Source organism: Microbaculum marinum, assembly GCF_037855135.1.
GTDB lineage: Bacteria > Pseudomonadota > Alphaproteobacteria > Rhizobiales > Tepidamorphaceae > Microbaculum > Microbaculum marinum.
This window is the reverse complement of the sequence record NZ_JAZHOF010000003.1, coordinates 61,730-78,532: the sequence shown is the minus strand read 5'-3', so window position 1 is coordinate 78,532 and position 16,803 is coordinate 61,730. Positions and strand designations below refer to the sequence as shown.

The following is a 16,803-nucleotide window of genomic DNA, read 5'->3' as shown; positions in this document are numbered from 1 at the left end:
GATTCCGTCAAGCGTGACCGCGCCCGGCATCGGGCGCCGCCCCTTGGCAGCGAACGTGGGGCCCCTAGCTGCGTTGTGAAGGGGGGCGCTGTCAGGACCGACGATGCCGCCCGGCCGCCTAGCGGCCCTGCCTTGCCGCGCTTGCCGCCGGAGACGAGACGATGGATGCCGACGAACACTCAACCGAGCCGACCGCGCCGCCGGGCCGGGGCCTGCGCGAGCGGATGCGGGCGGCGCGCTTCGAACTGCGCCGCTACAGCCGGGCCGAGCGGGTCGCCGACGGCGTGATCCACGGGCTCGGCGTCACCGCCTCGCTGGTCGCCGTGGCGGTGCTTCTGGTGATGGCGCTGCCGACCGGCGAGACCCGGCTGATCGCGGCGACCGCGATCTACGGCGCCGGCATGCTGGCGACCTTCTCCCTCTCGGCCGCCTACAACATCGTCGGCGACAACGGCCTCGGCGGCGAGCGCGCGACGATGGTGCTGCGCCGGCTCGACCACGCGGCGATCTACCTGATGATCGCCGGCACCTACACGCCGTTCACGCTGATCGGCCTCGACGGCCATGGCGGCCGGCTGTTCGGCGTGGCGCTGCTGCACTGGCTCTTGGCGCTGGTCTGGCTGGTGGCGCTGGTCGGCATCGTGCTGAAGCTGGTGTGGCCGCGGCGCTTCCGGGCGCTGTCGCTGGTCCTCTACCTGACCATGGGCTGGATCGGCCTGCTTGCCGGCGGCGCGATCCTGGCGGCGCTGCCGCCGGCGGCGGTGGTGCTGCTGGCCGTCGGCGGCGTGCTCTACACCGCCGGCGTCGTTTTCCACCTGTGGACCTCGCTGAGCTTCCAGAACGCCATCTGGCACGGCTTCGTGCTGGCCGCCGCCGGCTGCCACTACGCCGCGATCGTGGCGATGGTCGGGACCGCCTGAGGCGGCGGTCCTTGCGGCTGACCCGGGTGCCGGTGTCCGCCGCGCAGGCGCGGGGCTCAGGCTTCGAGACTCCGAGCACCCGCGCCCCGCGAACCGGGCGTGACCGGCGCGGCGGGCCCAACCCTTCCGGGCCCAACCCTTCCGGGCCCAACCCTTCCGGGCCGAACCATTCCGGGCAGGACCCTTGCAGTTCGCATGACCGGCACGAAAGTCCGTGCCCCGACGATCACTCAGCGACAGTGGCGGGAGCGCGTGACCAGAGAGGGTCCCGTTGCCCTCTTCGCGATGGCGAGGGCCGTCTTGAGCAGGTGGGCCAGCAGATGCTCGCCCAGTTCCTCCGCTTCGCTGCGCAAGTCCTCGATGTCGCTCACAATCCGTCTCAGTCGTTCAGCCTTGTTCACCGCAACTCCCCATCGATGCGTCTGCTCGGGCGCGGGACTCCGGTCCCGCACCTCCGTATCCGGATCGCGGAGGGCGGCAACGCAGCGGCTGCGCCCTCCCATGCGGGTGGCCCTACTTCAGCTGGCCGCGAATCACGCCGCCGGGGTTCCCGACGGAATGGACGTTGACGTAGGCGTCGCCGTCGCGGATCGCGTCGGCCAGGTCGGCGATCGTGGCGCCGCAGGCGGGATCGACGATATCGCCTTCGTCGAAGCTGGCCTTGTCGATCCAGCCGCCGTTGACGTCGAGCCCGGTCGGGACGGGCCCGGCGAGGAACACGACGACCGGTCCCTCCATGCCCTCCGGCGCGCAATGGACGTGGGCGGCGACGATGTCCTTGCCGCGTTTGACGCGCAGCCTGATCGCGACCTTCGTCTCCTTCCTGTCGACCTGCAGCCAGGCCCGGCCCGATGTCGGGGTCTGCACCGGCGGCACCTCTCTGGCGCCGCTGAGTCTGGCCTTGAACACTTCCTTGGCCTGCAGGGGCGCCGCGAAGGCGATGCTGACGCACAGGGTGGCGATGATCGCAGACAGTCTGGACATTTTCCGTCCCTTTCCTTTCTTTGACGTCGTGACCATGCGGCAGGGTGCTGCCGGGGGCCCCGTTAAACTACGTCGGTTCACTAAAAAAAGTAAGAACCGCGTTGCGCCGCCGGGAGCATGGCCGGATGGCGCCCTGTACGTTCCCGACCCTCGACGTGCCGGGCCTTGAACGCCGGGCCACGGCATGCGCCAATGGCGCGGGCGCAGGCGGCGGGGCGGGTGCGATGGATCAGTGGGCGAACTTCTTCCTCGGCCAGGTCGGCGCCTCGGCGGCGCTGGGCGGGCTCCTGTTCGTCGCTGCCTCGCTCAACCTGCCGCGCATCCTGCAGTATCCCGGCCTGCCCGAGCGCGCGCTGGCGGCGCTGGCGCTGCTGCTCGGCATCCTCGTCGTCTCCTCGCTGATGCTGGTGCCGGGCCAGCCGCTGCGGCTGATCGGCGCCGAGGCGCTGGCCGCCGGCCTGTTGCTGGCCGGCCTCGGCCTCAGGCTGGAACGCGGCATCCGCGCCGGCTGGACCGCGGCGCCGGCGTCCGGTCCGGCCGGCGGGACGGCCCTCGACCGGTCTGCGGACACGCAAGCGGGCCCGGCAGCCGACCGGGCAACCGACCGGGCAGCCGACCCGGCAGCCGAGGGGACGGGCGCCGCCGGCCGCGCCCGGTCGCGGCGCCGCCACCTGGCCAACGCCGCGCTCTATGCGCTCGCCGTCCTGCCTTACCTGGCCGGCGGCGCGGTGCTGGCCGGCGGCAGCATGGCCGGCCTCTACCTCGTCGCCGCGGCGATCGTCCTGTCCTTCTGCAAGGCGGTGCTCGACGCCTGGGTGCTGCTGGTCGAGATCAACCGCTAGCGCCGGGCCCTACGGATAGGCAAGCCTCGCCTTGGCGACGCCGAGCGTCTTGCCGGAGCCGCGGGCCCCGTCCTTGGCGGTCGCCGTCCACTCGTAGGTGTGGCGGCCGTTCGGCGGGCAGGGGCTCTTGTATTTGAACGCGCCGCGCGGCAGCTGGCCCGACTGGCTCACCGCCACCGTGCCGCCGCCGTGGTTGTAGGTCGGCACGTTGACGTCGACGAGCTTGAAGACCACCGACTTGGTGCCGGCCGGCAGGCCGCTGATCCTGAACGGCGGGCTGTCGACGGTGTTGGGCCGGCCGCTGGTGCACGACTTCAGGCCGGACCAGTCGAAGGCGATGGAAAACGCCTGCGCCGGCGCGGCGGCGGCCATGAGGGCGATCGTGGCGGCTGCGAGGAGAACGGGTCGTATGGTCATGGGCGCTCCGGATGCGTCGGGATGGAAATCGGGTCGGTCAAATGCGGCAGTGGCCGGACGGTGAATGTTCAGGTACCCGGCGACAATCGGCCCGCCGGACGCGACGTCAGGTTAGCCGCGGCAGGGAGGCCATGACAACCGGCGAATGCCGCCGGGGGAAGGGGGATCCGGCCGGGGGCCAGAGTAGGGGGTGCTCGACTCCACACGCGAAAGCTGCAAAATTTTTTCGCTCGGGACCGGTCGGCAGGTCGGATCGGAACCGGTTGGAGCCTTTCGTGTTGACATATGTTAACATAGCGCCCATCTTCGGGACTGGCCGATGAGCCGGCCGCGGCATCCCGACAAGGATGTGGAAGCGGCCGTCCGGTAGGCGGAGGCGCTTGGCTGGAGCTGGCGGAAGATGGGCCATTGGGGCCGCCTGTTCTGCGCCCGCGCCGACCGCGACGGATGCCAGATCGGCGTGACCAGAACGCTCGGAAACGCCCCGGAACGCCGGAAACCATGCACGGCAGATCGTCCGGGCCGTCGACAGGTGTCCGCATCGCGAAGAGGTATCCGGCGATGAAGACGTTTGAATTCAGCATCGTCGCCTCGGGGCTCGATCCCGGCGCCGACGACTTCGAGACCCGATTCTACGACGCCGGCTGCGACGACGCGACGATCTCGTTCCAGAAGGGGCACGTCATCGTGGATTTCGCGAGGGAGGCGGCGTCGGTCGAGAACGCAATCTCGTCGGCGATCGACAACGTCATCGCGGCTGGCGCGACGGTCGACCGGGTCGAGCCCGACCCGCTCGTCAGCCCGGCCGACATGGCCGCGCGCACCGGCATGAGCCGGGCGGCGATGACCCAGTTCTCGAAGGGCCAGCGCGGCAAGGGCTTTCCGCCGCCGAAGGCGAAGGTCACCTCGGACAGCCCGCTCTGGGACTGGTCGACCGTCGCGCGCTGGCTGTGCCGGACCGGCAAGCTCGACGCCGACCAGGCGCGCGAGGCCGAAGCCGTGCGGCAGGCCAACGAGGCGATAGAGTGCGGCGATGTGGAAGTGAAGGAGAGGCTGAGGCGGGGGCTCGCGGAGTACAAGGCGGGGACTTAAGGGGGCAGGGTCTGCCCCGGATTGCGCTGTGCTTCATCCGGGCTACGGGGTGGCTGGCGAATACGTTCGCGGCATCGTCCACACTAAAATCATCGAGAATGTATTTTCAGCCTGAAGGCGTGGCATGCGCGGCCTCCCCCTGAACTGCGGGGAACCGAACCTGTTCCGCTACGTGGCCGTATTCGAATTCTAAATCAGCGCTCGCTTAAGCCCCGCCTCTAGCGAGGTATACGGAACCAGGTCAGCTACCTGCTGGAGCAACGAAACATCGCTAGATTCAAGCGGACGATCGTAAACCGCAAAGCGATCAATGCCACTGCCGTCTTCAAACCGCGTGTCTGCGAAAGCTACATACTTTGATGCGATGGACACGTGATGCGGCGCAACAGTATCGATAAGTAAGGTCTTGTCTTTCGAGGGGCGAACAACAAAATCAAACTCATGCTGCTTCCCGCTCATACCGATGAAGATACTGGCACGGCCGATGGTTGCAGGCATAAATGCGCGACTAAGAACCCGAAAAACACGATCCGACAAGTCGTGCTCGGCCGCGGCGACGACGCGTTCGACAACCGCCGTCGCCGCATTCGCAGAAGCATTGGCTACCGCCAGTATAGCAGCTCTTAGCCAATCAATACTCGGAGCATCTGCGACGAGAACGTCGTTTACCACCTTGATGTGGTGGCGAGCCGCATGCCGATTGAGCATGCGGCGAATCATTTTCTCGTCCCTGCCATGGGCCCAGGCCGAACGTTCGGCGCCACCACCGTCATGCACACGAAATCCGTTGCCATTGCGAACAACAAAGACATCCACCGGATCAAAGGATGGATACAAGCAATGCGTCGTGACGCGAGCCCCATCGCCCGTTTCCACGCATTGGTGGCCCGGTCCAAATGCTGCCTGAACGTCTTCGCACGACATTATTCAGCACCTTCAAAAAGCGATCCCTGCGGTGGTACATCAAACAGTCGCTGATCAGTCTCCAACGAGAGATTAATTTCATCCGCCAGAGCCGCAAGAGCCTGCGGCAATCTGCGTATCTGTGCCTGGATCGGCCGCCGGTAAGGTATGTCCCATAAATCCTGAGCGAGAATGTGGCACCGATTGTCTGGCCACGCATGGACATGTGACCCGCACACTGTGGCCGGCAATCCGAGACTGGCGGCCCCCAACGGATTGCTCTTGCACAAGGTTGGTGGAGCCAGATCCGCGCGCCATACCTTCTGCCTGCGGAAGATTACCGAGACGCTTGGGTAGGCCCGAGCATTCGGCACGAACCGAAATCGCAGATGGGCATTGGAAATACCCAAGCTGTCCTCGATATTCCATATTGCTTGGAATTCGCCGTCCCGTGAGGAAGGAATCCAAATTGGAGGCGGCCCGATGAGCCGCTTCTGGTCCTTAAAGAAGGCGTCCACCTCGGCAACGCTTGCTGCACGGCTAACAGTTGGCATGTAGCAACACTACAAGTTGCGCAACGTAAGTTCCAATACCCCAGTACGCTATGACCGCCGGCCAGTCCCGGCCCCAGTCTCGAAGCGGCCACGCCTTCTTACATGTACAATTAGGAAAATAGTCCTTGACAGCGTGACGCTGGTCCTGTATGGTTTGGCCATGCTCGACAATTGCGCCCGAGACGGCCGGGGCGGCGGTGCCGCCCGGTAAGTCTTAGGGCGGGCGGACGGAGCGGGACCGGAAGGCTGCGGCGGGGCATACAGTAGCAGGGCCTTTGGGCCCAAGTCTTCGGACCCGGGCCTTCCGGGCCATGCCGATTTCGCGTCCACGACATTTTCCGGCACAGCCTCCCTGAGGCACACGCTTCCGGTCCACAGGCCCTCCGGCCTGGACCGCCATCACTGACAGTTAGATCCAACACACGGAGCCGCGGATGGGCGAGCGACGGCTGATCACGTCCCTGCAGCGCGCCCTGGTGCGGGACGCCTACGAGGGCAATGCGGACATGACGATCGCGGCGATCGCCGCGGCCGTCGGGATCTCGGCGAGCTCGGTCAACCGGCTGGCCCGCGAGGGCCGCTGGGCGAAGGCGCGGCGCGGCGCCGACGCGCCGCAGACGGATGCGGCGGCGGAGATCGCGCCGCCGGTTGGGCCATCGGTTGCGCCGTCTGGAGTGCCATCGGCCCCGTCCTCGGGCCCGTCCTCGGGCCCGCCCCCGGCCCAGCGCCAGAGCCGCGCGGCGCTGATCGACGCGCTGTGGCGGGCGGTGGCGCAGCAGGTGGTCGACCTGAAGGGGGCGGCGGCCGCGGATCCGGCAGGGGGCGGGGCAGGCGACACGGCAGCAGACACTGGCCCGGGCGCGGGCCGGGCGCGCGCCGGCGGACAGTCGGCCACCGCCCTGATGACGGTCACCCGCACCATCGAGAAGCTGACGGAGCTGGAGCGCGGCGCGGCGGCGAGCGCGGCACGCGACGAACCGCGGGAGGATATCGATGAGGTCCGTGCCCGGATTGCGCGCCGGCTTGAGGCGCTTTGCGAGATTGCCGGGGACGACGACGGCGCGGCGGCAGGCGCTGCTGCACCTGATGGCGCCGGATGACCTGATCGCGCTGGACGCTGACTTCGCCGCCTGGGCGCACGACGCGCAGCTGCCGCCGGACGATACGAGATCCGGGGGTGGCGGGCCCGAAGCCGGGGTGGCCGAAGCTGGGGGGCCCGAAGCTGGGGTGGCGGAAGCTGGGGGGCCTGGCGGCGACGACTGGGCGGTCTGGCTGCTGCTCGGCGGCCGCGGCGCCGGCAAGACCCGGGCGGGCGCGGAATGGGTGCGCGGGCTGGCGCTCGGCGAGACGCCGTTCGCGGCCGCGCCGGTCAGCCCGATCGCGCTGGTCGGCGAGACCTTCCAGGACGCCCGCGAGGTGATGGTTGAGGGCGTGTCGGGCATCCTGTCGGTGCACCGGCACGGCAGGAAATCGATCGACAGGCCCGACTGGTCGCCGTCGCGGCGCCGGCTGGAATGGCCCAACGGGGCGGTGGCGCAGGTGTTCTCCGCCGAGGACCCCGACAGCCTGCGCGGCCCGCAGTTCGCCGCCGCCTGGGCAGACGAACTGGCCAAGTGGCGCTATCCCGACGCGACCTGGGACATGCTGCAGTTCGGCCTCAGGCTGGGCGAGCGGCCGCGCCAGCTGGTCACAACGACGCCGCGGCCGATCCCGCTGGTCAAGCGGCTGCTGACGCCGGGCACGCCCGGCACCGTGGTGACGCGGATCCGGACCGGGGAGAACCGCGCCAACCTGGCGCCGTCCTTCCTGGAGGCGATCGTCGGGCGCTATCGCGGCACAAGGCTCGGCCGCCAGGAACTGGACGCCGAGCTGATCGCCGACCGGCCCGACGCGCTGTTCCGCCGCGACATGATCGAACACGGTCGTGTTGCGGCGGCGCCGGAGCTTCAGCGCATCGTGGTGGCGGTCGATCCGCCGGCGGGATCGAAAGCCGGCGGATCGAGAGCCGGGGGCTCGGGAGGCGGGGCGGCCTGCGGCATCGTCGCCGTGGGGACGGGCCCTGCCCCAGGGGCAGCGTCGGGGACAGCGTCGGGGACGCTCTACGTGCTGGCGGATTCCACCGTGTCCGGCGCCAAGCCTGCCGGCTGGGCGCACCGCGCCGTCGCGCTGTATCACCGGCTGGCGGCGGACCGGCTGATCGCCGAGGCCAACCAGGGCGGCGACATGGTGGCCGCCGTGATTGGCGAGGTCGACGCCGGGGTGCCGGTCAAGCTGGTGCACGCGCGGCGGGGAAAATGGCTGCGCGCCGAACCGGTCGCCGCCCTCTACGAGCAGGGCCGCGTCCGCCATGTCGGGACGCTGCCGGAGCTGGAGGACGAGATGTGCGATTTCGGCCGTATTGAGGAAAACCGGGCGTTCCAGCGCCCCCGTTTGTCAACGGTTTTTCAATTCGCGTTCTTGCGGCGTTCCGCCAACGCAATGACCGCCGCCTTGCCGCTCGCCTTCTTGTCGGCGAACCTGCAGTACCTCTCAATCATGCCCAGCGACATTCCGATCTGGTCCTGAATCTGCGCCGTGGTAAGCCCCGCCATGCGCAGTTCGATCACGCGTGTTGCCCGGAGTCCGTGCAAGGTCGCGCCCTTCAGCTCCGGTATCGCGTCGCGCTGCTCTGCGAAGTGCACGTCCAGCCGCTTGCGAGAGTAGGGCTTCCCGCTCCCCTGCCTCAGATACGGCCCCGGCGCCCGTTCCCAACTCGCCATTTCCGATGCCAATGCATCGTCGATCGGGCACCATATCTCCCGACCGGTCTTTTCCTGGCTGAGCCGGAATCCCCCTTCGTCGATGAACGTCTCCCCGAGACGCACTACGTCTGACCCGCGCTGCCCGGTGTAGCGCAGCAGGAAGAACCCGCGGCGCACCATGCCGGTGAGGTGTTTCTCGGCCGCTGTGAGCTGCGCCGCGGTCCACGGCTTGTGCCCTCCAGTCTTCGGATACGGCTTCACACCTTCCGTGATCGAGGAAAGGAAGTGGTCGCGCGCCCGTCCCCAGGAGGACAGCGCGCGCACTGTTCCCAAAACGGTGTTAGCCGTCCCGGGCACGTCGGACAATCCCTCCATCAGCTCCCTGACATGTGCTGGCCGGATTCCGTCGGCCGGAACGTTGCCGAGCACCTCGGCCGCGAGCCGGAGGCCGCGGCGATATTGGTCTCGCGTGCCCTTCCGGAGCGACATGAAGTGCGGCGAAGTCTCGTAAAGATCGGCCACGTCGCCGAACGTCGTGACGCGCTCGTCATTGCCCTGCGCTTCCCTGAGGGCGATCCAGAACTCCGGCGTGGTCGGATCGTTGGGCAGCCTGATCCGCTTGCCGGCGGCGGCTGTGTTCCTTCCGGGGTGCCAGTAGAAGTACTCGCGGCCGCGGGACACCACCCGATGGACGCCGCTAGGCAGCGCCACGACGCCGCTCCTTCTGCGCTTTGATCGCATCGCGCACCCCCGCCATTATCGGATCTGACGAGGCATCATTCGGCCCGTCGCCGAGCGATGCAAGCGCGTCATCGACTTCCTGCCATCTCCACCGCACGCAACCGTTGGATAACTTGCGCGGCCTGGGGAGAACTCCGCGCCGAACCATCTCGTCGACGGTGCTTTCGGCCATATCCAGCTCGCTCGCCAGGGACGAGCGGCTGAGATAGGCCGGCGGTCTGGCTGCGATAGTCACCGGGGATCCTCGTTCGCCAGTTCCAGCAGGACGTCCGCGTGGCAGGGCTGATCGAGCGGGCACCAGCAGGCGAGGTTCTTGCCGCGAAGGTCCGTGATGTTGGCTATGATCTTGGCGCGCGCATCCTCGGTCGTGGTCATGTTGCACCTCGCTCCGCCAGCGCGGCAGTCCGGGCAGCATTGAGGGCGGACATGGCTTCGACCGTTCCCCCAGCGTCCGGATGCGCTTCGCGTGCCTTTTTCCGATAGGCGGCGTTGATCTCGTCGGCGTCAGCAGCGCGTCCCACGCCGAGAACAGTCGTCCAATGCGCCGCGTTGTCCGCCGACGGCGCCGGCAGCGCCTCGAAGCCGCGGAAGGCTGCGTCTACGAATGACTTCGCGCCCCAGCGTTCAAGACCACGAAGGGACTCGATGCTCTTCCAAATCGCTCGCGCGTTCTCCTCGACCTTCGCCCACCGATCGCAGGGGATGCACTGCGGCCGACCCTCGAGTTCGAAGTACACCGCGACGCCAGGGTCATCGGGCGCACGGCGATTGCTGTAGGGGAGGCCGTCCAGGCGCAACTCGACGTTGGTCGATACCACCGCATGGCGGGCACCAAGGCGGCGCAGTTCCTCAACGATGAGTCTGCTCTCTCGGGCAAGGCCTCCCGGATCGAAGCGCGACGCCTGGCGCTGATGCGCTGGTGTGCGCGGCCATCCTACGGGCCATTGCAGCGGATATGCTTCGGTCATCACCATACCCTTCCTGCGGTTCGAACGATGAACTCGGCAGCGACCCGGTCGCCGTCGTGGTAGGCGCCGAACAGAGCCAGGCAGACCAGCAGCGGGTCGATGCCGCGTCGCTCCCACCATTCGCGCTCGTTGTGCCGGTGCTGGTCCTGGTGGACGTCACCAGCGAGTGGGACCGTCCAACGGTCGTGCGGCTTCTCGCCCATGCCCGTCTCGCGCTTGCCGAGATGGAGCGCCGCATAGCGGACGTGGGCGGCCTCTACGGGGCGCCGGCCGGGGACGAGCGAGGGCAGGGACCGGATGAAGTCGAGATAGGGCTCCTGCTTGATCCGCGGTCGCTTCTGAGGCGCGGTGCGCTCGATGGGGACGATGCGGGTCACGACGGCATCTCCCGCCAGTCCCGCCCGTCCAGCAGCGCGCCGGCGGCCTTCTTGCCGAGGCGGATCATCTGGTATCCGTCGGCAAAGACGTGACTTATTGGGAGATGGCCGGGCTGGCCTTTTGCGGTGCACCACTCCCCCCACTGCTTGAAGAAGAACGGCACCTGTGCGGCGACACACTGGTCCCGCAGAGACCGCGCCCAGTCCGGATGCATCGGCCGCGCGCCGCGACCGGACTCGCCGCCGACGATCACCCAGTCGACGCTAGGCCTGCATGCCCCGCATTCCCCGGGTTTGTGCCACCAATCGCCGTCGATCGAGATGCACCTCCCCGCCGCGCCGATTGGACTTAGGTAGCGCGTCAGATCCACCGGCCCGAGCAGCGGCTCGGCGCTGACGAAGCGGACCGTTGCCGGCGTGGCGAGCAGGTCCGGGATCCGCTCGCCGGCCCGCTGCTGGTCCTCGACAGACACGCCGAGCCAGACGTTGGGGAGGTTCGATCCTCCGTAGTTGGCCAGCGTCTTTCCCGCGGGGATGTCAAACATCTGCTTTGCGCGATGCTCGATATGTCCCCAGCGGCCGAAGCCATCGTCAAAGGTGAAGTAGGAGCGCATCCTGGCCGAGCGCTTCGTCAGCACCTGGTAGGTATGCTGCGGCGTCATGGTCATGACGGCGAAGATCCGATCGATCCACTCGTCGGGCACGGCTTCGTGGAACAGATCGCCATGCGCGCAGACGAAGATCATGCGCGGCCGGCGCCAGCGCAGCGGCTGCGTCAGCCATTCCTCGTTGAGCCGCACCTCGCCGGTCCACACCGGCCCCGCCTTCGAGGGGCGCGTCAGGCCGGCCCGGCTCGGGTGCTCCCGCAGCCGCGTCCCGGCTAGCGTCATCGCGTAGCACTTCTTGCAGCCCGGCGAGACGACCGAGCACCCCGTCACCGGGTTCCAGGTCGCGTCGGTCCACTCGATGCTCGAGACTTCAGCCATCACGCCGCAGCTCCCTCGATCGCCCGAACGACTTCACGGGCATCGGCCAGCGCGGCCGCGACGACTGCCTCGTGTTCGCCGAGCTCGAGCGCGATGTCCGGGGTGTCCATCCCCGCCCGGAATCGGAAGAAGACCTCGACCTGGAAATGAACCCACGGCTTGGTGTGCCGGCGGCAGGCAATGTTCGCCTGGACCTCGGCCGCGCGGCGAAGCCGGCGAGCGCTGTTCCTGGTCATGCCGCACCCGCCTGATCAACCGACAGGGCCACCGCGACATCCCTAACCCAGATCGGGGTGCTGGAGAGCATGAACGTCTCGCCCGCCCACGCCTGCAGGAGCGTGCGTCCCATGACGCCGGCGATCGCCTGCGCTGCCGGCGGCGGCACGGCGTTGCCGATGCGCTCGCGCCACGCGGAATCGGATTGGCCTTCGAGCTCCAGCGTCTCGTCGGCATCGACGAGGCCTTGCAGTGCGGCCAGCTCCAGCGTCGTGAAGGGGCGATGCCAGGTCCCGTCCAGCGCGCGGATGACCGCAAGGAGGCGATCCGCCGGCGCCGGGAGCTGACAAGCATCCGGGTCAGATTGAGTTTCTGCGGAGGTTTCAGGGAACCGCGGATCGGCGACCGACCAGCGGCCGCGATCGTACTTCGCATAGGCAGGCACCGCGCCGGCGGTCTCCTGCCACGACAGGACGCCGTAGTGACCACCGGTCTTGTAGTGCTCGCGCTCAGCTACCGCGCCGAAGGGGCGGGGATCTGCAATGCTGAGGGCGCCGCCGGCGACATGGCGCGCGCCGGTCGCCGTCTTCGTGTGCCGGCGCCAATCAGTCACCGCCAGAAGGTTCCGGTGCGCGCTGGCGGGATAGCCGGTGCGCGGATCGGCGAGCGCGAAGGCGCCGTTGCCGGTGGTCGAAGCAGCAATGACCGTTCCGGCCGGCTCGTCGAACCTGGTGATGCGGTACTTGTTCTGCTTGTAGTCTTCGCGCGGGGCCGGGCGGGGATCGCTCACCGCCAACCCGCCGCCGGACCCGCCCGGCCCGGCAATCGCCGGCGAGGTCTCGCCGAACCGGACGATCCGAAACAGGTTGTTGAAGCGGGCGCCGGCGACTCGAGGGTCGGCCACGGCATTGGGCCCGCCGCCGACGAACATCTTGCCCGTCACCACGCCGGAAGGCCGGTCCCAAGACCGGACGCCGATCTGGACCGATTTCGCGTGCCCGTCGACACGGGGATCCGCGACCGCGAACCGTCCCTGTCCTGGCGAGCGCTGCGATGTGATCGTGGGCGCGGTCTGCGGCCAACCCGTCACTCCGCACCCGCCGCGGTCGCCCGAGGCTTCGGGTGCGCGGGGATCGGCGACGGAGAATGCGCCGGAAGCGGGCCAACCGTTGCTGGTGACCGTGCCGGCCACGTCCTCCCAGCGTCGGACGCCATATCCGCCGTTGTGCGGGGATGCGTCTGGCACGATGCCGAAGTCGCTCAGGAAACCGTCCTCGACCGCGAGCCGATTGAGAGACCGCCAGTCCGACCCGGCTTCGACGAAGGCGAGCCGCACCCAGGTCTTCCACTGTAGGCTCGGCATCCTGTGCATGGGCAGGATCGGCTCCGGTCCGGGCACCGGGAGCTTGCCGATGACGTCGCCGACGCCCTTCATCGAGCGCTTCTCGGGCTCGTGCAGGAAGGGCGGGATGCGCTCCTCGTGGCGGGCGACCAGGAGGAACCGCTTGCGGCTCTGCCCGAGCCCGCCGATCTCGCCGCAGTCGTGCTTGGTCTCCGCCACCGCGTAGCCGTAGTGGCGCAGCAGGGCGACGATCTGGTCGAGCAAGTGCCGGCCGCGCGACATGATGCGCGGGACGTTCTCGAAGATGACGAGCTCGATCGGGTCGTCCTTGAACGCTTCGAGCGCCAGCCAGATGCCGCGCAGCGTGAGCCCGTTCAGGGCCGCGTACTTCGACGTCCTCGACTGCGCCTCGGGCAAGAGACCGGAGAAGCCCTTGCACGGCGCGGACAGAAACAGGATGTGGAGGTGATCGGCGAAGAACGCGCGGATGTCGTCCGGCGTCTGCTCGCGCCAGCCCGCCGGCGGCTCTTTCCCGTGGAAGGCCACGTACTGCTCACGCGAGAACAGGTCCAGGCATGCCGCCGGCGCCCGGGCCGCGCGTTCGAAATCCCGGCAGGCGGCGGAATCATTGTCGATCCCGCCTTTGCAGACGAAGCGGGCGACCATCGAGCCGACCCGGGCTTCGCCTTTGTTGAAGCCCTTCGCCCCGCCGCCGAGGCCGCAGAACAGGTGACCGTGGTTGATGTCGCGGACTTCTGTCATGCCGCCGCTCCGAAGCGGTCCGCATGCTCGCGCGCGCGCTGACCGAGATCCCCGTCGACAAGCGCGGCAATCTCGTTGCGCAGCTGCAACTCGTCGCCGTCGATCAGTCGGTCGAAAACGAGATAGATGACGCGGTCCCACCAGCGGGCGAATGCGTCCTGAGGCATGGATTCGAAGTTGATCGACCGGGGCACGTAGTAGACGCGCCCGTTCGGTCCGACGACCTGGTCGACGTGGCCGGTCCCGAGCTTTGCCCAGGTCAGGAAGCTGTCGACGTCGCCTTCCCAGACGCCCGCCTCGGCGAGCTTCTTGTAGAGGACGAACAGCATGCGGTGATGGCGAACGTTCCGCGCGGCGTGAACGTGCACCATCACCTGTTTGCCGTCCTGCAACGCCGACAAAATATCGCGGCCGTCGTCGTCGCGGGGGATTAGGGTGCCGCCATGTTTTATGAATGCAGCTTTTGTCACTATTCTACCCGCTGCAGGTGATTTTTGTATTGCTTGTTCAGCCTGTCCTTGTCGGCCGGGAAGTAGATTTCACCGCTCTCGATCGCGGGCTCGACCGTGCAGGCCCAGACCTCGTTGACGCCGTCCCTGTCGGTCTGCGCCAGGTATTGGGCCTCGACATCCTCGTAGAACTGGTCCGGGTTGACCGGCTCCCGATCCCCGGCGTCGGGTTGGTCGGCGGCGGAACTTTCGGACGTGGCGGGAGCGCTGGGGGGCGGCGCCTCGTCCTCTGGTTCCGCCGCCTGGCCGGCCGCCTCGCCGGTCGGGGCCGGATCCTGTTGCTTTGCATCCACCGGGGGCGGGCTCGGTGGGGAAGGGGGCGACGGTGGCGATAGTCGGCCCGTCGGCGCGGTAGCGATCGCGCGCAATTCGCTGTGCTCAGCCGCGTCCTCGATCCGGATTGCTTCGGCCAGTTCAGGCGATTGCGGTACGCGCTTGCAGAGGCGACGAATGACAGTCTTCTTCGCCATTTCGACCTCGTCGGTGCCCCATGGCGTCGACTTGATCTTTCCGGCTTGAAACGCCTTCCAGCCGTCCGAGCGGTCGCGGATGCCGTGCACCTGCACGACCGTCATCGGTTCGAAGTCCGTTTCACCGTCCGTGTACTTGACCACGGCGTAGTAGCCGACGATCGATCCGCGCTGGCCGAAGATGTCCGGCTCGTGCTCCAGCGCCTTGTGGTCGCCGAGGACGCAGCGGAAACGGTCGCCGTCGTAGACCTCGTGGGCGTAGATCATCTTGATCTCGCCTGACTGGCGGCCGAGCTTTACCAGCCCGCGATAGCCGATACGGAGTTGCGGCTCCTTGCGCCTGGCCTTGCCGTTCCAGCCCGCTATCAGGTACGCCTCGCCAAGCTGCGGATCGAGGTAGAGGCCCAGCGCCGCAGCCTTGGAGACCTCCCGAAAGACGAGGCGCGGATCCAGGTCCATCAGTTCCGGATTGGCCATGAGCGCATTGACGAGATTGCGCTCGAATACCTCCGGCCGGACGTGCACGGGCAGCGACGTGTAGAGATCCCGCGCCCGCTCCGGCGGGAGGACTTCCATGCGGAAGGCTTCCAACTTGGTCGGCTTCTCGATGGTGGCGGCTTGGTTCATTACCAATGCTCCGGATGGATCGACTTCGCGCGCCATGCGCGGCGGATCTGTTCCAATTCCTCGAGGATGTCGCAGTGGACGTAGAGGGGGATGCGCTTCACTTCGCGCCACACGCGAGCAACAATCGTCCAGGCAATGGCAATTGGCGCGACGATGAGGATGACGATGCGCGCTGCCATCACGTTTCCTCGCTCGGCTCCGGTTCGGCGATGCGCAGCAGGAATTTTTCGGCGCGATCGGACCCGTTCTTGATCTCGACGATCTCAACGGTGGTCTCGCCGCGTCTGGTCTCGACGATGACCTTCTGACCGACTTCAACCGGAAAGGGTGCGAAGTAGTCGTAGGTCTTGTCGCTCCACTTGAACTTGACGGCGGCAACCCTGGGCGATGCATCTGTCATGTCAGGCGACCTTTCGCTGTTCTTCCACGGAGACGCCGGGCACCTCGTAGCCGGCATCGACGGCGCGCTGGGCGAGCTTGCCGATGAGCTCCACCAGTTCTTTGTGGGACTTGAGGAAGCGGTAGGCGGCATCCTGGTCGGTCACGGTCGCCACTTTCACGACCCGCACCGATGCGGCCTTGCCGTAGCCGCCACGAATCTGCGTGGTCGGTGCCGGCTCCGGTTCCGGTGTGGGCGCCGGTGCGGGGGCCGGCTGACCTTCCGCCGTGGCCTTGGCGGCTTCCTCCTCGCGCTTCCGCAGTTCCTCTTCAGCCTTGCGACGGGCTTCGTCGGCCGCGCGGGCCTTGCGTGTCTCGTGGGCGCTGAGGGCGCCGGCGATAACGTCGGCGGCGGTCTTCGCCGCCTTGACCAGCGGCATCCATTCGCCGTCGATCGACTTGCCGGCATCGAGGTGGGGTTGCTTCAGCGCGGCCCGTTTCTTGTCCGCCGCGCGCGCCAGTTCGTTCAGCCGAGACCGAAGGGATTGAGCCTTCTTTGCCGTCTCGTCGTCCTTGATCTCGGCATATGCGCCGGCGCCTGCCTTTGCGCTTTCGATCTGGTCGCGCAGCGCCTCGATGTCATCATCGGCGGGCGGCATGTTGTCGCCGATCGACGGATCTGCGTCCGGCCAGCGGCCGGTGCTCTCCCATGCCCGATAGGCTTCCTCGGTGACCGGGTTGCTCGCAACCCAGGTCCAAAGCGTGTCCGGATCGGTTGCCTTGCCGTCGACGGTGGCGATGATCTCCCCGGTCTCGGGGTCGGGGAATATCGCTGCCCCGACGAACGGTCCGCCCTTGAACTTCCGCTTGCGATAGAATCCGAGCTGAGGGTCTCCGTCGTGGATCGGCCCGGGCTTGCCGGCGAGGGCGTTGCGCCACCATTCATAGGCGTCGGCCATATCGTGCTCCTACGG

General features: G+C 67.7%; 19 protein-coding genes and 1 pseudogene. 5 read left to right on the top strand and 15 right to left on the bottom strand.

What is annotated here, in order from left to right; all coding sequences use genetic code 11:
* Positions 1 to 161 precede the first annotated feature (161 nt).
* Positions 162 to 920, top strand: a complete 759-nt coding sequence (gene trhA / locus V3328_RS07440; RefSeq protein ID WP_340329003.1) for a PAQR family membrane homeostasis protein TrhA — start codon at positions 162 to 164, stop codon at positions 918 to 920.
* Between the two features lie 230 nt (positions 921 to 1,150).
* Here trhA and V3328_RS07435 read toward each other — a convergent pair whose 3' ends face one another.
* Both V3328_RS07435 and V3328_RS07430 read right to left on the bottom strand, forming a co-directional pair.
* The gene (locus V3328_RS07435; protein ID WP_340329002.1) at positions 1,151 to 1,291 is read right to left on the bottom strand and encodes a hypothetical protein; all 141 of its coding nucleotides are present in this window, start codon (positions 1,289 to 1,291) and stop codon (positions 1,151 to 1,153) included.
* Positions 1,292 to 1,433: 142 nt separating this feature from the next.
* Positions 1,434 to 1,904 (bottom strand): CHRD domain-containing protein, encoded by a 471-nt coding sequence (locus V3328_RS07430; protein WP_340329001.1) that lies wholly within the window; start codon positions 1,902 to 1,904, stop codon positions 1,434 to 1,436.
* A gap of 125 nt (positions 1,905 to 2,029) precedes the next feature.
* Between V3328_RS07430 and V3328_RS07425 the strand changes: the two genes are divergently transcribed.
* Positions 2,030 to 2,746 carry a hypothetical protein gene (locus V3328_RS07425; RefSeq protein ID WP_340329000.1) on the top strand — a complete coding sequence of 239 codons (717 nt, stop codon included), beginning with the start codon at positions 2,030 to 2,032 and terminating at the stop codon, positions 2,744 to 2,746.
* A gap of 9 nt (positions 2,747 to 2,755) precedes the next feature.
* Here V3328_RS07425 and V3328_RS07420 read toward each other — a convergent pair whose 3' ends face one another.
* Positions 2,756 to 3,163, bottom strand: a complete 408-nt coding sequence (locus tag V3328_RS07420) for a YbhB/YbcL family Raf kinase inhibitor-like protein (protein ID WP_340328999.1) — start codon at positions 3,161 to 3,163, stop codon at positions 2,756 to 2,758.
* A gap of 561 nt (positions 3,164 to 3,724) precedes the next feature.
* Here V3328_RS07420 and V3328_RS07415 point away from each other — a divergent pair.
* Positions 3,725 to 4,255 (top strand): helix-turn-helix transcriptional regulator, encoded by a 531-nt coding sequence (locus V3328_RS07415; RefSeq protein ID WP_340328998.1) that lies wholly within the window; start codon positions 3,725 to 3,727, stop codon positions 4,253 to 4,255.
* Positions 4,256 to 4,444: 189 nt separating this feature from the next.
* Here the strand turns inward: V3328_RS07415 and V3328_RS07410 are convergent, their stop codons facing one another.
* Positions 4,445 to 5,179, bottom strand: coding sequence for a hypothetical protein (locus V3328_RS07410; RefSeq protein WP_340328997.1), 735 nt, complete (start codon positions 5,177 to 5,179; stop codon positions 4,445 to 4,447).
* 967 nt (positions 5,180 to 6,146) lie between these two features.
* On the opposite strand from V3328_RS07410, the gene V3328_RS07405 reads away from it, so the two are divergent.
* Both V3328_RS07405 and V3328_RS07400 read left to right on the top strand, forming a co-directional pair.
* Positions 6,147 to 6,812, top strand: coding sequence for a hypothetical protein (locus tag V3328_RS07405; RefSeq protein ID WP_340328996.1), 666 nt, complete (start codon positions 6,147 to 6,149; stop codon positions 6,810 to 6,812).
* Positions 6,799 to 8,277 carry a DNA-packaging protein gene (locus tag V3328_RS07400; protein ID WP_378758937.1) on the top strand — a complete coding sequence of 493 codons (1,479 nt, stop codon included), beginning with the start codon at positions 6,799 to 6,801 and terminating at the stop codon, positions 8,275 to 8,277. Before V3328_RS07405 ends, V3328_RS07400 begins: the two co-directional genes overlap by 14 nt.
* A 1,148-nt stretch (positions 8,278 to 9,425) precedes the next feature.
* Here V3328_RS07400 and V3328_RS07395 read toward each other — a convergent pair.
* The 11 genes and pseudogenes from V3328_RS07395 to V3328_RS07345 form a co-directional block, all read right to left on the bottom strand.
* Positions 9,426 to 9,551, bottom strand: a pseudogene (locus V3328_RS07395) (DUF4326 domain-containing protein); the annotation flags it as partial.
* Positions 9,552 to 9,565: 14 nt separating this feature from the next.
* Complete coding sequence (locus V3328_RS07390; RefSeq protein WP_340328994.1) at positions 9,566 to 10,162, bottom strand: DnaJ domain-containing protein; 597 nt, start codon at positions 10,160 to 10,162, stop codon at positions 9,566 to 9,568.
* Positions 10,162 to 10,539, bottom strand: a complete 378-nt coding sequence (locus V3328_RS07385) for a DUF968 domain-containing protein (RefSeq protein WP_340328993.1) — start codon at positions 10,537 to 10,539, stop codon at positions 10,162 to 10,164. Before V3328_RS07385 ends, V3328_RS07390 begins: the two co-directional genes overlap by 1 nt.
* Entirely contained in the window at positions 10,536 to 11,525 is a 990-nt protein-coding gene (locus V3328_RS07380; protein ID WP_340328992.1) for a phage Gp37/Gp68 family protein, read from the bottom strand. The genes V3328_RS07385 and V3328_RS07380 overlap by 4 nt, the downstream gene beginning before the upstream one ends.
* Complete coding sequence (locus V3328_RS07375; protein ID WP_340328991.1) at positions 11,525 to 11,761, bottom strand: hypothetical protein; 237 nt, start codon at positions 11,759 to 11,761, stop codon at positions 11,525 to 11,527. The genes V3328_RS07380 and V3328_RS07375 overlap by 1 nt, the downstream gene beginning before the upstream one ends.
* Entirely contained in the window at positions 11,758 to 13,845 is a 2,088-nt protein-coding gene (locus tag V3328_RS07370; RefSeq protein WP_340328990.1) for a DNA cytosine methyltransferase, read from the bottom strand. The genes V3328_RS07375 and V3328_RS07370 overlap by 4 nt, the downstream gene beginning before the upstream one ends.
* Entirely contained in the window at positions 13,842 to 14,216 is a 375-nt protein-coding gene (locus V3328_RS07365; RefSeq protein ID WP_340328989.1) for a DUF1367 family protein, read from the bottom strand. The genes V3328_RS07370 and V3328_RS07365 overlap by 4 nt, the downstream gene beginning before the upstream one ends.
* Positions 14,217 to 14,314: 98 nt before the next feature.
* The gene (locus V3328_RS07360; RefSeq protein WP_340328988.1) at positions 14,315 to 15,451 is read right to left on the bottom strand and encodes a recombinase RecT; all 1,137 of its coding nucleotides are present in this window, start codon (positions 15,449 to 15,451) and stop codon (positions 14,315 to 14,317) included.
* Complete coding sequence (locus V3328_RS07355) at positions 15,451 to 15,630, bottom strand: hypothetical protein (RefSeq protein ID WP_340328987.1); 180 nt, start codon at positions 15,628 to 15,630, stop codon at positions 15,451 to 15,453. Before V3328_RS07355 ends, V3328_RS07360 begins: the two co-directional genes overlap by 1 nt.
* Complete coding sequence (locus V3328_RS07350; protein WP_340328986.1) at positions 15,630 to 15,851, bottom strand: hypothetical protein; 222 nt, start codon at positions 15,849 to 15,851, stop codon at positions 15,630 to 15,632. Before V3328_RS07350 ends, V3328_RS07355 begins: the two co-directional genes overlap by 1 nt.
* Position 15,852: 1 nt before the next feature.
* On the bottom strand, positions 15,853 to 16,788 hold the full coding sequence (locus tag V3328_RS07345; protein ID WP_340328985.1) for a hypothetical protein: 936 nt from the start codon (positions 16,786 to 16,788) through the stop codon (positions 15,853 to 15,855).
* Positions 16,789 to 16,803 lie beyond the last annotated feature (15 nt).

Excerpts from the sequence above, each read along its gene's own strand:
- V3328_RS07400 (WP_378758937.1), top strand. The coding sequence starts at position 6,799 with ATGGCGCCGGATGACCTGATCGCGCTGGACGCTGACTTCGCCGCCTGG.
- trhA (WP_340329003.1), top strand. The coding sequence starts at position 162 with ATGGATGCCGACGAACACTCAACCGAGCCGACCGCGCCGCCGGGCCGG.
- V3328_RS07350 (WP_340328986.1), bottom strand. The coding sequence starts at position 15,851 with ATGACAGATGCATCGCCCAGGGTTGCCGCCGTCAAGTTCAAGTGGAGC.
- V3328_RS07370 (WP_340328990.1), bottom strand. The coding sequence starts at position 13,845 with ATGACAGAAGTCCGCGACATCAACCACGGTCACCTGTTCTGCGGCCTC.
- V3328_RS07365 (WP_340328989.1), bottom strand. The coding sequence starts at position 14,216 with ATGGTGCACGTTCACGCCGCGCGGAACGTTCGCCATCACCGCATGCTG.
- V3328_RS07345 (WP_340328985.1), bottom strand. The coding sequence starts at position 16,788 with ATGGCCGACGCCTATGAATGGTGGCGCAACGCCCTCGCCGGCAAGCCC.
- V3328_RS07390 (WP_340328994.1), bottom strand. The coding sequence starts at position 10,162 with ATGACCGAAGCATATCCGCTGCAATGGCCCGTAGGATGGCCGCGCACA.
- V3328_RS07430 (WP_340329001.1), bottom strand. The coding sequence starts at position 1,904 with ATGTCCAGACTGTCTGCGATCATCGCCACCCTGTGCGTCAGCATCGCC.
- V3328_RS07360 (WP_340328988.1), bottom strand. The coding sequence starts at position 15,451 with ATGAACCAAGCCGCCACCATCGAGAAGCCGACCAAGTTGGAAGCCTTC.
- V3328_RS07410 (WP_340328997.1), bottom strand. The coding sequence starts at position 5,179 with ATGTCGTGCGAAGACGTTCAGGCAGCATTTGGACCGGGCCACCAATGC.
- V3328_RS07415 (WP_340328998.1), top strand. The coding sequence starts at position 3,725 with ATGAAGACGTTTGAATTCAGCATCGTCGCCTCGGGGCTCGATCCCGGC.
- V3328_RS07355 (WP_340328987.1), bottom strand. The coding sequence starts at position 15,630 with ATGGCAGCGCGCATCGTCATCCTCATCGTCGCGCCAATTGCCATTGCC.
- V3328_RS07425 (WP_340329000.1), top strand. The coding sequence starts at position 2,030 with ATGGCGCCCTGTACGTTCCCGACCCTCGACGTGCCGGGCCTTGAACGC.
- V3328_RS07420 (WP_340328999.1), bottom strand. The coding sequence starts at position 3,163 with ATGACCATACGACCCGTTCTCCTCGCAGCCGCCACGATCGCCCTCATG.
- V3328_RS07375 (WP_340328991.1), bottom strand. The coding sequence starts at position 11,761 with ATGACCAGGAACAGCGCTCGCCGGCTTCGCCGCGCGGCCGAGGTCCAG.
- V3328_RS07405 (WP_340328996.1), top strand. The coding sequence starts at position 6,147 with ATGGGCGAGCGACGGCTGATCACGTCCCTGCAGCGCGCCCTGGTGCGG.
- V3328_RS07380 (WP_340328992.1), bottom strand. The coding sequence starts at position 11,525 with ATGGCTGAAGTCTCGAGCATCGAGTGGACCGACGCGACCTGGAACCCG.